12 protein-coding genes and 1 pseudogene are annotated in these 13,666 nt (G+C 72.8%); 6 read left to right on the top strand and 7 right to left on the bottom strand.

The window, feature by feature from the left end:
- Positions 1-173: 173 nt before the first annotated feature.
- The 3 genes and pseudogenes from AC3EVP_RS35325 to AC3EVP_RS35315 all read left to right on the top strand — a co-directional run.
- Positions 174-1,385: pseudogene (locus AC3EVP_RS35325) on the top strand (glycosyltransferase family 4 protein); the annotation flags it as partial.
- Between the two features lie 364 nt (positions 1,386-1,749).
- Positions 1,750-3,420, top strand: coding sequence for a CpsD/CapB family tyrosine-protein kinase (locus tag AC3EVP_RS35320; RefSeq protein ID WP_435137457.1), 1,671 nt, complete (start codon positions 1,750-1,752; stop codon positions 3,418-3,420).
- A gap of 275 nt (positions 3,421-3,695) precedes the next feature.
- Positions 3,696-4,922, top strand: a complete 1,227-nt coding sequence (locus AC3EVP_RS35315; protein ID WP_435137514.1) for an MATE family efflux transporter — start codon at positions 3,696-3,698, stop codon at positions 4,920-4,922.
- 283 nt (positions 4,923-5,205) lie between these two features.
- Here the strand turns inward: AC3EVP_RS35315 and AC3EVP_RS35310 are convergent, their stop codons facing one another.
- The 5 genes from AC3EVP_RS35310 to AC3EVP_RS35290 all read right to left on the bottom strand — a co-directional run bounded on the left by AC3EVP_RS35310 (position 5,206) and on the right by AC3EVP_RS35290 (position 7,870).
- Positions 5,206-5,829, bottom strand: a complete 624-nt coding sequence (locus AC3EVP_RS35310) for a DUF6879 family protein (protein ID WP_435137455.1) — start codon at positions 5,827-5,829, stop codon at positions 5,206-5,208.
- Positions 5,822-6,091, bottom strand: coding sequence for a hypothetical protein (locus tag AC3EVP_RS35305; protein ID WP_435137452.1), 270 nt, complete (start codon positions 6,089-6,091; stop codon positions 5,822-5,824). The genes AC3EVP_RS35310 and AC3EVP_RS35305 overlap by 8 nt, the downstream gene beginning before the upstream one ends.
- 397 nt (positions 6,092-6,488) lie before the next feature.
- The gene (locus AC3EVP_RS35300; RefSeq protein ID WP_435137449.1) at positions 6,489-6,683 is read right to left on the bottom strand and encodes a DUF397 domain-containing protein; all 195 of its coding nucleotides are present in this window, start codon (positions 6,681-6,683) and stop codon (positions 6,489-6,491) included.
- 96 nt (positions 6,684-6,779) lie between these two features.
- The gene (locus AC3EVP_RS35295; RefSeq protein WP_435137446.1) at positions 6,780-7,004 is read right to left on the bottom strand and encodes a DUF397 domain-containing protein; all 225 of its coding nucleotides are present in this window, start codon (positions 7,002-7,004) and stop codon (positions 6,780-6,782) included.
- Positions 7,001-7,870, bottom strand: a complete 870-nt coding sequence (locus tag AC3EVP_RS35290; RefSeq protein ID WP_435137443.1) for a helix-turn-helix domain-containing protein — start codon at positions 7,868-7,870, stop codon at positions 7,001-7,003. The genes AC3EVP_RS35295 and AC3EVP_RS35290 overlap by 4 nt, the downstream gene beginning before the upstream one ends.
- Before the next feature lie 223 nt (positions 7,871-8,093).
- Here AC3EVP_RS35290 and AC3EVP_RS35285 point away from each other — a divergent pair, with 223 nt between their 5' ends.
- Positions 8,094-8,588: an ATP-binding protein gene (locus AC3EVP_RS35285; RefSeq protein ID WP_435137440.1), complete on the top strand. Its 495-nt coding sequence runs from the start codon at positions 8,094-8,096 to the stop codon at positions 8,586-8,588.
- Positions 8,585-9,439, top strand: coding sequence for a helix-turn-helix domain-containing protein (locus tag AC3EVP_RS35280; protein ID WP_435137437.1), 855 nt, complete (start codon positions 8,585-8,587; stop codon positions 9,437-9,439). Before AC3EVP_RS35285 ends, AC3EVP_RS35280 begins: the two co-directional genes overlap by 4 nt.
- 203 nt (positions 9,440-9,642) lie before the next feature.
- On the opposite strand, the gene AC3EVP_RS35275 is transcribed toward AC3EVP_RS35280, so the two are convergent.
- The gene (locus AC3EVP_RS35275; RefSeq protein ID WP_435137434.1) at positions 9,643-11,046 is read right to left on the bottom strand and encodes a hypothetical protein; all 1,404 of its coding nucleotides are present in this window, start codon (positions 11,044-11,046) and stop codon (positions 9,643-9,645) included.
- Positions 11,047-11,329: 283 nt separating this feature from the next.
- Positions 11,330-11,812 (bottom strand): VOC family protein, encoded by a 483-nt coding sequence (locus tag AC3EVP_RS35270; protein WP_335982855.1) that lies wholly within the window; start codon positions 11,810-11,812, stop codon positions 11,330-11,332.
- Between the two features lie 381 nt (positions 11,813-12,193).
- Here AC3EVP_RS35270 and AC3EVP_RS35265 point away from each other — a divergent pair.
- Positions 12,194-13,666 (top strand): arabinofuranosidase catalytic domain-containing protein (locus AC3EVP_RS35265; RefSeq protein ID WP_435137431.1); only part of this gene is annotated, 1,473 nt, incomplete at its 3' end.

Genomic DNA, 13,666 nt, shown 5'->3' with positions numbered 1-13,666 from the left:
CGGACGTATCGCGCGCAACGGGGGATTCGCGGAACTGCGGCCGCCGACGCACGGCAACCGCAGGTCCGGTGGCGCCGCGAACGGCTAAGGTGTGCACTTGTCTGGATCTGGGGGTTCGTCCCGGGGGGAAGGAACACTTCGTGGCTACGTCGGATCTGCGCCGTCGGCTCCTGCTGGTCTCCACCAACTACGCGCCCGAGCACGCCGGCATCGGGCCGTACGCCACCCAGATCGCCGAGCACTGGGCGGCCGGCGGCGCGGAGGTGCACGTGCTCACCGGCATGCCGCACTACCCCGCCTGGAAGCTCGACCCGGCCTACACCGGGGTGCGGCGGATCGAGGAGGACCGGGCGGGCGTCCGGGTGCACCGGCGCGGCCACGCGGTGCCCGCCCGCCAAACCGCCCTGCGCCGGGCCGCGTTCGAGCTGAGCGTGCTGCGCGGCGGCCGTGACGAACCCGCCGGGATGGGCCGGCCCGACGCGGTGTTCGCGCAGATGCCGAGCCTGGCCGGGGCCGTCCTCGGCGCGCGGCTGGCCGAGCGGTACGACGTGCCGTTCGTGCCGATCGTGCAGGACCTGATGGGCGCGGCGGCCGCGCAGAGCGGGATACGCGGCGGCGGGCCGGCCGGGCGCGCCGCCGGTCTCGTCGAGAAGCACGCGTTGCGGCGGGCCGCGCTGGTCGGGGTGATCCACGAGTCGTTCGTGGCGAAGGTGGCCGCGATGGGGGTGCCGGCCGAGCGGATACGGGTGGTGCCGAACTGGTCGCACGTACGGCGCCCGTCGCGTCCCCGCGAGGAGATGCGGGCCCGGCTGGGCTGGCGCCCCGGGCAGACGGTGCTGCTGCACTCCGGGAACATGGGCCTGAAGCAGGGGCTCGACGTCCTTGTGGAGACGGCCCGTTCGGCACCCGAGACCCGCGTCGTCCTGATGGGCGACGGCAACCAGCGCGACCAGCTGCGGGCGCTCGCGGGCGGCCTGCCCAACCTGGACTTCCTCCCGCCGGCCGCGGACGAGGAGTTCCCCGACGTACTGGCCGCCGCCGACTTCCTCCTGGTCACCCAGCGGGCCTCGGTACGGGACATGAGCCTGCCGTCCAAGCTCACCTCGTACTTCGCGGCCGGGCGCCCGGTGATCGCCGCGGTGGCCGCGGACAGCGGTACGGCGGCGGAGGTGCGGCGCTCCGGCGCCGGGGTGGTGGTGGCCCCGGAGTCGCCGCAGGACCTGCTCGGCGCGGTCCTGGCGCTCACCCTCGACGAGCCCCGCGCCGCGCTCCTGGCCGCCGCCGGGCCGGTCTACGTGGACGCGCACCTGTCCCGCGAGGCGGGGCTGAAGCGGATCGACGCGCTGCTCTCGGAGGTACTGGGGGACGCGGAGCGGGGGCCGCAGGGGGAGGCGCCGGAGGGCGCCGACATGGAGGGGGCCGCGCCTGCGGAGGCAGTACCCGCAGAAGACGTAACTGCGGCGGCGCCCGAGCCCGAGACCGGCGCCGATCCGGCGCCCGCCGCCGCCGTACCGCCGCGCCCGGACGCGCCCCCGAAACCCGCCGCCCCACCGCGCCCGGCGGCCCCGCCCCGCCCCGCCGCCGAACCGCAGACGCAGCAGTCGGCGGAGGAGCGGGCGGCAGAGTGTGCGGACGCCCCGGCAGCGGACCCGGGCGAGGCCCGAACCGACGACGAGGACGCCGACTTAGCGGGCCGGGAGCCGGCGCAAGTGCCCGCCGGGGCGCCCGCGGGGGAAGGCGGAGCCGACGATGAGCGGTGAACTGCTGGACGACGGCGAGGAAGTGGACCTCGTACGGGACCAGGTGCGCCAGATCGTCCGCTACAAGCGGCTGATCGCGGCCGGTCTGGTGGTCGGCGTCGTCGGCGGTGCCTACCTCGCGCTGGGCGGCACGGACACGTACGCCGCGAGCAGTTCGGTGATGGTGCGGGCGGCGACCGCGGACCCCTTCGCCGCCGGCGCGACCCCGGACAAGGGCATCGACATCGGCACCGAGCGCCAGTCCGCGATGAGCACGAGCGTCGCCGAGGCCGCCGCGAAGGCGGTGAAGCAGCCGGTCACCAAGCTCCAGCACTGCCTCCAGGTGACCAACCCGCCCAACACACTCGTGCTGCGCTTCACCTGCACCGCCGCGAACGGCGAGGACGCCGCCGCGTGGGTCAACGCCTTCACCGCGGCCTACCTCGGCAGCCGCGAGTCGGCGACGAAGGCCACCATCGCGAAGATGGTCAAGGGCTACCAGGACCAGCTGGACCCGCTGGTCAAGCAGCGCAACGAACTGCTCGACCAGATCGACGCCACCAAGGACAGCCAGGTCGTCGGCACCCTGGTCTCCGTCCAGACCAACCTGCTCAGCAGGATCACCGAACTCAACGGCGACATCAGCGGGTTGCGGGCGCTGGACACCACCCCGGGCACGGTCATCAAGCCGGGCACGGTGCCCGACGCGCCGACCGGCCCGGGCCTGGGCCTGATGCTGGGTCTGGGTGCCGCGGTCGGGCTCGCGCTCGGCCTGCTCGCCGCGTGGCTGCGGCTGGTCTTCGACCCGCGGCCCCGCTCGGCCGGCGAGGTCACCCGCGCGATGGGCGCGCCGGTGCTCGGAACCCTGCCGCACGGCCGCGGTCGCCACGACCTCCAGGCGCCCCAACCCCTTCTGGCCGAAGGCCACATGGCGGGCCGCCTCGCCGAGGAGTACCGGGCGATCGCCTTCCGGCTCAGCCATGACAGGCGGTTCGCCGAACGCCGCCGCCTGCTCGTCGTCGAACCGCGCGGCAGCAGCGACACCGCGGCCGCCGTCGCGGTCAACCTCTCCGCGTCCTTCGCCGAGATGGGCAAGGAGGTGCTGCTCGTCGAGGCCGACCTGCGCACCCCGTCGCTGTCCGCGCGGCTCCGCTCGGCCGAGGGCCACCGCCCCGGATGGGCCCGCAACGCCGGCCTGGCCGAAGGCGGTTGGCCCGCCGGTCTGCAACTCCCGGTGGACACCGGGGGATACGGCTCCTTCGACCTCGTGCCCGGCCGCCGCGTGCCCAACGTGGCCCGCGCGCTCACCTCCGGTCAGGCCGGCCGGCTCTTCGCGGAGGCCGACGACCCCGGCACCGTCGTGGTGGTCCTCGCCCCGCCGCTGCTGTCCTACGCCGACGCGCTCGCGCTGGCCGACCGGGTGGACGGCGTGGTCGTGGTCTGTGACCCGGCCGAGGTGCGCCGCGAAGACCTGGTCCGGGTACGGGAGTTGGTCGACGGAGCGGGCGGGGCCGTGCTCGGCGCCGTACTGCATCGCGCCCCGGCCGCGCCTGGCGGCTCCCGGTTCCTGCCGCGCCTGCTCGGCGGCGGGCGCCGTACCGCCACCGCGGCCGCGCCCGGCCGGACGCACCGCGCGGCCCCGGACGCCCCCACCGCTCCGGAGCACCACCCGGTCCCTTGACCGGCCCCGCCCCGCGGTACGCCGCGGCGTCCGGGGCCGAACCCCCGCAGCGGGCCGCCGCATCGTACGGCGGCCCGTACGACACGACGTACGGCAACGCCTACGACAGCGCGTACGACGACCTGTACGGCGGTGACCCGCACGGCGAACTCCCTTACGAGGACGCCGAGTCGGCCGACGGCACCGATCCGTACGGCGACGACCCCTACGGCGAGCACACCGAGGGCTCCGACGCCAACGGCTCCGGCCCCGACGGCTCCGGCGGGGGGCGCTCGGTGGCGGCCGTGGCGAGTTCCGTCGCGGACCAGGGCGTCGCCGCGTTCACCAACATCATCGTGCTGGTGGTCGCCGCGCGGCTGTCCACGGCGGCCGGCTTCGCCGTCTTCTCCATGGTCTACATGGTCTTCACGGTGCTGCTCGGCGTGAACGTCTCCTACGTCGGCCAGGCGCTGGTGCTGGAGCGCGGCTCGCGCCGGGTGCGGGCCGCCTGCCGCTCCGCCGTGGTGTTCACCGCGGTCGCGTCCGCCGTCCTGGGCTGGGGCATGGCCGGCGCGCTGCTGCTCCTGCCCGGCACCACCGCGCGCGGGCTGGCCGTACTCGGCCTGGTGCTGCCGGTGGTGCTCACCCAGGACGGCATGCGGTACTGCTTCTCGGCGCTGCGGCTGCCCCATCTCGCCCTGGCCGCCGACGTGGTGCGGCTGCTGGTCGCCGTGCCCGCGCTGGCCGTCCAGCCGCAGGGCGCGGGCGCGGTACGGCTGGTGGCCGTCTGGGGGCTGTCCGGGGTGCCCGCGCTGGTGGTCGGCGCGGCGCTGCTGCGGCACCGGCTGCGGGGCGCGCCCGGCGAGGCCCGGCCGCCCGTCGACCTCCGCGCGTACCTGCGGCGCGGCCACCTCGGGCAGCGGTTCGTGGTCGAGTTCGGCGTCGGCAACGCCACCAGCCAGCTCGCCGTGGTGGGCCTCGGGCTGTTCGCGGCGCCGCTCGCGGTGGGAGCGCTGCGCGGTGCGACGACCCTGTTCGGGCCGATGAACGTGCTGTTCAACTCGGCCACCGCGTTCGGGCCGCCGCTGCTGAACCGGGTGCGCGGCACCGACGACAAGGTGCGGGTGACGGCGGTGCTCGCCGTCGTCCTGGCCACCGTCGCCACCGCCTGGACGGTCGTGCTGATGCTGCTGCCCCCGCACGCCGGGCGGGCGCTGCTCGGGGACACCTGGGCGGCGTCGTCCGCGCTGCTGCCCGCCTCCGGCAGCCAGTACGCGTGCATCGCGCTGGGCACCTCCGCGCTGCTGACCCTGCGCGTGCTGCGCCCCCGGGCGACCCTGCCGATCCAGGTGGTCTTCTCCCTGGCGTCGGTCCTCTTCATGCTGGCCGGCTACCGCCTCGACGGCGTCCTCGGCGCCGCCTGGGGCCTGGCGCTCGGCTCCGCCCTCAAGGCGGTGGCGCTGTGGCTGCGGATCGCGGCGGAGCGCCGCGCGGTGAACGCGACGCCGTCGCCAGCGAGTTGAACGCGGACCCCGCCCGCGAACGCGCGCCCCGCGGCCACCTCCAGGGCAAGACCGTCCTCTCGACACCCGGGTCCCGCCCCGGGCCCCCTACCGCCGGAGCCGTGCCGTCCGGCGGGCCGCGAATCGCTCCGCCGCACCCCGGCGGGACCCGGCAGGGTTCCGGGACGTCCGCCGGTCGCGGCGACATCACCTCCGCTCGCCCTGCGCCCCATCGCCGGACCGATCCAACGCGGCCTCTACGCGGGAACGCACGCAACCGGCGCGGCCGTCGGTGCTGTTCCGGTCAGGCCGCGGGCGGCGGCGGCAGGTCGGCCACGGCGCGGTCGAAGTACGTCTGGACGTCCTCGGCGGCCTCGTACAGCTCCGCCAGGTACTCCGCCCAGTTCCTCACCAGGTCCGGATCGGTGAAGCGGACCGCGCCGTCCGGTCGGCCCGCATCGGTGTACAGCACCCGGTACAGAACCCGGCCGTCGAGAAGGTTGAGCTCTGGCAGCGGTGTGTCGGCCTCCGCCGCAGCCACCGCGGCAGCAGGCAGTACGCGGACGGAATGGCCGCACTCCGCGGTCAGCCGAAGCCAGTTCAGCTCCCACTGCACGTACGGCGTCAACGGCTCCTCGACCACACGGATGCGATGGAAGGCCGCGCCCCGTGCCGCGTCGTCGCGGGCCCTTCGCGTCAGAGCGTCGCGCTCGGCCTCGAACAAGCGCAGCACGCCGGGCCAGTCTCCCTGGCGGAGTGCGTCCCGGCTCTCGTCGTTCGTCTCCTCGAAGTGCTGCAACCGCTCGAGTTTCCAGGACTCCCCGTCGCGGAGCGCCGCCCGTCGCTCCCGGAAGTCCCGCTTGTAGTCCTCGCGTACGAGCGACTCACCTAGCTCGTCGGGGAGCCCAGGGGCCAGGAGATCAGGCATCGGGAATGTCCGCCTTCGCTGCGCTCAGCATGTCGCCCGGGATGACGACCAACCGCTCGTCCGGCCCCAGGTTCACCCCGCCGGGAAGATGCTGCCGGTAGTGGGAGGTGAGATCGCGGCCGACCACCGCGATGTCACCGTTGCTCAACTGCCAGATGTCCGGGCACTCCTCTTCGTCCTTGGAGTGGCCCAGCTCTGCCGCCGACTTGCCGAGGCGCCTGACGAATGTGGCCGACGGATCGGCTTCCCACGTGTGGGCCACGGCTGCCTCCAGTACTCGAAACGTCACTGACGGTGCTCCCGAGGATACGCCGCTACAGCGGAAGGGAGCGCGGGCCGCAGCCTCGCGGCGTACCAGCCCCGACCCGGGCGCGACCTCACCCTGGACGCCTCCAGTTGGCTCGTGCCACCCACGTCCTGGAGGTCATTGCAGCTCCTTGTGATGGTCGCTGACCTTGATGGCCGCGCGGACGTACTGCTCGGCCAGTTCGAGATCCTGCTCACGATGCCAGACGGGGAGCTTGAACGTGTGGGCGTGGGCGTGCTCAGCGACGGGGAAGTCCCCGCTCCTGTACCGGCGGTGGGAGCGCGGGCGGTCCGGGAACAGCGGGGTGGGCGGCTGGAGAGGCGGCGCGGAACGTACGGTGGCCGGGGGCTGGTCAGGCGTCGAGGGTGGGGAAGTGGTCGGCCTTGACCGCGTTCACGAAGTGCTGCCATTGGGCGGGCTCGAAGGTGAGGGCTGGTCCCGTGATGTCCTTGGAGTCGCGGCAGCCTACGGTCCCACCCTGGAGACGCGTCTCGACGCAGCCGCCGTTCTGGCCGCTGTAGCTGCTCTTGGACCAGTTCTCACGCATGGGGCCGCTCTCTTCTCGGGGAGGGTTTGCGTGCTCTGAGGCTTCTCATGGGTGCGGCCCCTCACTCGTCGGGGGAGCGAGGGGCCGCAGGGGGCGCTACGGGAGGAGGAGGTTGCGCTGGCCGGCGCGCACGCTCTTGGTGAAGAGTTCGTAGTCCTTCTCGGAGATGATCAGCACCTTGGCGTCGGGGTCGCCGACGTCCACGGAGTCGCGGAGGGCGACCACCCCGTCCACGAAGGCGACTTCCAGGCAGTTGTTCCCGGCATCGGACATCTCACTCTTGGCCCAGGTGGCGTTGGTGAGATCGACCTGCTTGTTCATGTCTGGCAGTCCTTGATCAGTTCGTGGATGAAGCGGCGCGACGCCGGGCCGTCGAGCGACTGGGCGCGGAGGAACTCAAGAGCCGACTCGTACCTGCCCACATCTCCATCTTCCTCCAGGTAGAGGGAGGTTGTCATCGTCTCGACGACGGCAACCGGCGACCCCACCTGGAAGTGTAGGAGCCGGAACGAGCCGTTCATGCCCGCGTGCGCCCCGGTCCCGAAGGGGAGCACTTGGATCTCCACATGGGCGTACTGTTCGGTGACGTCCAGCAACCGCTGGAGCTGGGCTCGCATCACATCCGGACCGCCGATCGTGCGCCGCAGCGCGGCCTCGTCCAGGACGCAGGACATCGTCAGTGGTTCGTCGCGGGCGAGCACCGCCTGCCGGGCAATGCGCAGATCGACGAAGCGGGCGGCCTCGCGCTTCGACGGCCACTGCTGGCTCCGCTCCACGACGGAGGTCGCGTACTCCCTGGTCTGGAGCAGGCCAGGCACCATGGTCAGGTAGGACTCGGCCTTCGACGCCATGCCTTCGAGGTGCAGGAAGTCCTCGAACTCGTCGGTCTGGATCACTTCCTTGTACTCGTCCAGCAGGTTCGTCCGCTTGCCTGGGGCCGCGAGGGACGCCATCACCTTGATCTTGGTGCGCGTCTCGTCCGAGTCGACGCCGTAGATCTCGAAGAAGGCCGTCAGCCCGAGACCCGAGACGCGCTGTTTGCCGTTCTCGATCTTGCTGAGCGCGGGCTTGCCTGCCAGACCGAGCTGAGTCGCGGCTTCGTCCATCCCGAGCCCCGCGGCGGCACGCAGTGATCGCAGAGCCGATCCGAGCCTACGCCGGTGCACGTTGGGCCTTGCTTCCGCCATCGGCCTGCCTCCCTTGTTTTCGGTGCAGCCTAGTACCTGGCAACGTTGCTGGCATATGCCGCCTTGATGGACCGTCAACATTCACTGTCGAACGGCTTGCTAGAAACGTTGCTCATGCGCCACAGTTACTCCCGGGCGCGATCAACGCAGCGTGTTGGCGCCGTCATTGTCCGACACCAGCGCGGTCGCCCCGTCAATCTGTGAACCGGTGAAAGGTGGCCCCATGACTTCCGGCTCCCGTCGAAGCAGGCTGGACCTGGTGTGTGGGCCCTTGGCGGTGGGGCGGGCGCGGGAGCACGTGAGAGGGGTTCTCGCGGAGTGGGCGGCGCCCGAGACGCTGGCGTACGACGCGGTGACCGTGGTCGTGGAGCTCGCCGGGAACGCCGTACGGCACGCCGGGGGCCGGTGCGCGCTGAGCATGTGGGTCACGAACACGCGGCTGCACCTCGGCCTGTGGGACCAGAGCCCCGCACGCCCGGTGCTGCGGCCGATCTCGTACGACGCCGAGTGCGGGCGCGGGCTCCGAGTCGTGGCCGGGCTCTCGGAAGGGCAGTGGGGCACCGCACTGACCAGGCCCGAAGGGAAGGTCGTCTGGGCCGCGCTGCCGCTCCCCGCCGGGTACCGCCGGCGTATCGCGCGGGTCGGCTCGTTACCGGGGCAGGCCCACCGCCGCCCTCACCGTCACGCACCACACCAACGAAAAGGAGCAACGGTATGAATGGCGGCGGCGCGGGCAAGGACGCGGTCGACGGGGAGGGGCTGTCGGCGCGGGCGCTGTACGCCGGCGAACTCGCCTTCCGTCGGCGGCAGTCGGGCATGACGTTGGTGCAGCTGGCGGAGAAGTGCTGTTTCGAGCAGTCGTACCTGCACCGGCTGGAGCACGGCGAGCGGCTGGGGACGGTGGAGACGGCGGCCGCGCTGGACCGGGTGTACGGGACCGGCGACCTGCTGGTGAAGCTGTGGCACCTGGCGAAACGGGAGACGAAGGACCGGCTGCTGCTGGGGCTCGCGCCGTTGGAGGTCGACGCGGTGAGCATCCAGGAGTACGCGGTCGGCGCGGTGCCGGACCTGCTCCAGACCCGGGCGTACGCGCAGGAGCAGTTGCAGTTGGCGCGCCTCGGCACGGAGCAGATGGCGGCACAGGTCGCGGCGCGGCTCGACCGGCAGGAGCGGCTGGCCCGTCAGGACCCGGTGCACTACCGCGTGCTGATCGACGAGGCGGTGCTGCGGCGCAAGGCGCGGGACGCGCAGACGTGGACCGCCCAGCTGGAGCGGCTGATCGAGGCGGCCCAGCAGCCGGACGTCGCCCTGCACGTGGTGCCGTTCGGGGCCGGGCCGCACCACATCCGCAGCTCGCTGGAGCTGGTGTACTTCCGTGACGGGCGCACCGTGGCCTACACGCAGGGAAGTTGGAGCGGTCATCTCACCGAGGACCCGGAGGAGGTCGAGCCGCTGCGCCTCGCGTACGACGTGCTGCGCGACACCTCGCTGGCCCCGGCGGAGTCGTTGGTCTTCCTGCGCGCCCTGCTGGACGAGCACACCGGGTCGCCGGAGGACGTGCAGCCCTGAGCGGCAGCCGCCCCCTTTCGTTGGCCGCTAGGCCGTGTCTGACAAATCCCGCCTGGCTGACGGGGTCTGGCACGCACGCTCGCTGCGTTGTCGGTCGTCGGCGCAGCCCGCTGCGCCCTCCTCCCTCCGCCTTGCGATCGCACGCACCAGACCCCGTCAGCCCCCGCCCTTCGGGCGGGACGACGCTATTTGTCAGACACGACCTAGCGCAGCGCCCGCCGCGGGTCCCTGCTGGTCGTCGCGACCAGCGCCACGCACAGCAGGAGGATGCCGATGCGGCCGGCGGCCTGGAGGAGGGGCCCGCGCAGGAGGATGAAGGAGTAGCCCGCGGCGAGGGGGGTGACCACGGCCGCGAGGGTGCCCGGGCGGGGGGACTCCAGGGTGCGGCGGGCGTAGCGCAGGTCGGCGCGGGAGGACGCATACCCGATCAGGAGGAATCCCGCGGTCATGCCCAACGGGCCGAAGTCCAGCCAGAGTTCGGCCCACAACGGGGAGGAGAGGTTGGTGTTGGCCATGCCCATCCAGCGGCCGACCACCACCCCGGAGTCCAGCGGCTTGCCGTGCCAGACCGAGCGCGGCACGAAGAAGAAGACGTCGGCGGCGAGGTGGCGTCCGTGCGTGTGCCCGGCGCCGGACTCCACGTAGCTGAGGGTGTTGGAGAACATGCCGACCTGGTCGTAGTCCTTGATGGTCAGCGGGTCGAGCACGGACGTGGACTGCACCGGGTGGTAGCCGCCCGCGTCGTAGCGGAAGCGGTCGAGGAACGGGAAGAGCAGCAGCGCCGCGACCACTCCGCCGACCAGCGCCGTACGGTACACCGCCGGGCTGCGCGGGAAGACGGTGAACAGGATCGCGAAGACCACCGTCAGGAACCAGTAACGCGGGTTGGAGATCGGGTTGTTGACGATGACGTTGATGACGGCCAGGCCGCACAGGGCGACCAGCGCGGGCAGGTTGCGCCGGGCCCGCCGGGAGGTGGCCATCCAGCGGATCAGGACCAGCAGTGCCAGCAGCGCCGGCACCGTGCCGAAGCCGCGGATGAACGCCGAGCCGACATGGCTCTCACCGCTCGCCCCGGTCAGCCCGCTGGCCTGCACCGTCTCGCTGATGTCCTGGCGGCTGGTGAAGAACACCGCGGGGCCGCCGAGCTTGGCGATGCACAGGGCGCTGCCGGCGTACGCCAGCAGCACCAGCAGCCACAGCCGGCGCCGGGCCACCTGTGCCGGGGGGCGGGGCGGCCGGGGGGAGTCGCGCGGCGGCTGGAGCCGTGCCGCGAACGCGCCCACGTCGTAGGCGACGCAGCCCAGCAGGGTGAGCGAGATCGCCAGCACCGTGTCGGAACGGGGCCCGACCACCGGGGTCGGCACCTGCCCGATCACTTGCTGGGCGAGCGGGGCCACGCCCATCGCCACGTAGCAGAAGAGCCAGAACGCGCCCTGGAGCAGGCGCCGCCGCCGGCCCAGCGCCATCGCGCACAGCCGCGCGCCCGCGTAGCAGGTCAGGGCCAGTTGCAGCCAGAAGCCCGCGTCCCGCTGGCCCGGACCCGGCTGGATCAGGACGTACCCGGGCAGGAGGGCGACCAGCGCGACCACCAGCGGTACGGCCAACGCCCGCGACAGTACGGCCCGAGACGACGCGGCTCGGGAAGACGCGGCCCGGGAAGAGGCGACCCGGGACGACGCGGCCGGTGCGGAAGCCGCCCGCGGCGCTCCCCGTGATGGCTCCGCCCCTAACGATGCCGCGCGGAACGATGCCGCGCCGGACCGTACGCCCTGCGGAACCTGCGACACGTCGCCCGCCATGGCTCCCTCCCCCTCCCTGCCGCGAGTCTAGGCGGCAGGCCGCGGGCGAGGGGCCCGGTCGGCCCACTCCGGCCCGCCGCCGCCCGGATCAGGCCCCGTCGAACGCCGCCTGGAGCGTCGCGATGTCCAGCTTGCGCATCTTCATCATCGCCGCCATCGCCCGGTCGGCCTTCGCTCGGTCGGAGGCGGTGAGCAGGGTCGGCATGATGTTCGGCACGACCTGCCAGGACACGCCGAACCGGTCCTTGAGCCAGCCGCACTGCCCCTCCTCCCCACCGCCCGAGGTCAGCCGCGACCAGTAGTAGTCCACCTCGGCCTGGTCGGCGCAGTCGATCTGGAAGGAGACCGCCTCGGTGAAGGGGAACTGCGGCCCGCCGTTGAGCCCCAGGAACCGCTGCCCGTTGAGCGTGAACTCCACGGTGAGCACCGTGCCCTCCTCGCCGGGGCTGGCGTCGGTGTGCCGCAGCGTGCTGCCGCGCGAGGAGTCCTCGAACACCGACAGGTAGAAGTCCGCGGCCTCCTCCGCCCTGCCGTCGAACCACAAGCACGTCGTGAGCCGTCCGCTCGTCATCGCGTCCTCCGTTGCCGTACGGGACCCGGCGCGGCGACCTCCGCCGCGCCCCTTCACCGTTTAAGACACCCCCCGCCCGCAAAAGTCATCGTCCCCGCCCCCGATCAACCCTTCCGGGGGAAGACCCCGAATTTTTTCATACCGGTACGAAACGATCCGGCCCGGCGCGAGGCGCCGGGCGGCCGTGGATGAACCGGTGTGACGGGGGTGCGACAGGGGTGCGAAATGCGGGGCGCGGTTTTTCCGGGGTGTTGACGAAAAAATCGGCGACTCCACATCCTGGCGGCACGCCCCGGGCGCGGCCGGCTCCATCCGTGCCCCGGCGCCTCCTGTCATGCCCCGAACCCGCCAACCCCCCTACCGCTCAAGGGAGTCCACCGCATGAGCAGAACGCGTCCCCCCGCCGCGCGGACGTCCGCGCGGCCGTCCCTGCCGTACCGGCTGCGCCGCGCCCTCCTCGCGTGTTGCGCCGGCCTCGCCCTCGTCCTGGGCGCCCTGGCCGCCTCCCCCGTGCCCGCGCAGGCCGCCGGCTCCCGCCCGTGCGACATCTACGCCGCCGCGGGCACCCCCTGCGTGGCAGCGCACAGCACGGTGCGCGCGCTGTACTCCGGCTACGGCGGCAGCCTCTACCAGGTCACCCGTGCCTCCGACGGCGCCACCCGCGACATCGGGGTGCTGACCACCGGCGGTTACGCCGACGCCGCCGCGCAGGACGCGTTCTGCGCGGCCACCTCCTGCGCGATCACGAAGATCTACGACCAGTCGCCGCGGCACAACGACCTCACCGTGGAGGGCGCGGGCACCCAGGGCCTGGCCGACCACGGCGCCCCGGCGAGCGCCCTGCCGGTGACCGTCGGCGGCCACCGCGCCTACGGCGTCCTGGTCACCCCCGGCACCGGCTACCGCCACACCGACGCCGCGGGCGTCGCCGTGAACGGCCAGGCCGAGTCGATGTACATGGTGGCCAGCGGCACCCACGTCAACGGCGGCTGCTGCTTCGACTACGGCAACGCCGAGCACACCGTCGACGACACCGGCAACGGCCACATGGACGCGGTCTACATCGGCGACCGCTGCCATGACGCGCCCTGCACCGGCAGCGGCCCGTGGGTCGCGGCGGACCTGGAGAACGGCCTCTACCAGGGCAGCGGCAACAACCCGGCCAACCTCGGCAACAGCAGTCCGTTCGTCACCGCGCTGCTGAAGAACGACGGCCAGACCACGTTCGCCCTCAAAGGCGGCAACTCCCAGTCAGGGGCCCTGTCCACCTGGTGGCACGGCGCGCTGCCCAGCGGCGGCTACACCCCGATGCAGCAGGAGGGCTCCATCGTCCTGGGCACCGGCGGCGACAACAGCAACCGCGCCGTCGGCTCCTTCTTCGAGGGCGTGATGACCTCCGGCTTCGCCACCGACGCCGCCGACAACGCCGTCCAGGCCGACATCGTGGCGGCCGGCTACACCGGCGACCCCGCCGGCAACCAGGGCGCCACCATCACCGGCCCCGGCAGCAAGTGCGTCGACGTGGCCGGCGACGACGTCGGTGTCGACCACGCGGCCGTCCAGCTGTGGGACTGCCAGTCCTACGCGGTCGACCAGCACTGGGTGCACAACCCGGACAACTCCCTGGAGACGCTGGGCCGTTGCCTGGACATCGCCGGGAACGGCACCGCCGACGGCACCAAGGTGCAGCTGTGGGACTGCAACGGCGTCGGCGGCCAGGTCTGGGTGCAGCAGTCCGACGGGTCGCTGCTCAACCCGCAGTCCGGCCGCTGCCTGGACTCGCCCAGCGGCGCCACCGCCAACGGCACCCGGCTCCAGATCTGGGACTGCAACGGCGCGAACGCGCAGAAGTTC

The sequence above is a fragment of the Actinacidiphila sp. bgisy144 genome (genome assembly GCF_057708105.1).
The sequence above is the reverse complement of the archived record's forward strand: the minus strand, read 5'-3'. Positions and strand labels throughout refer to the sequence as shown.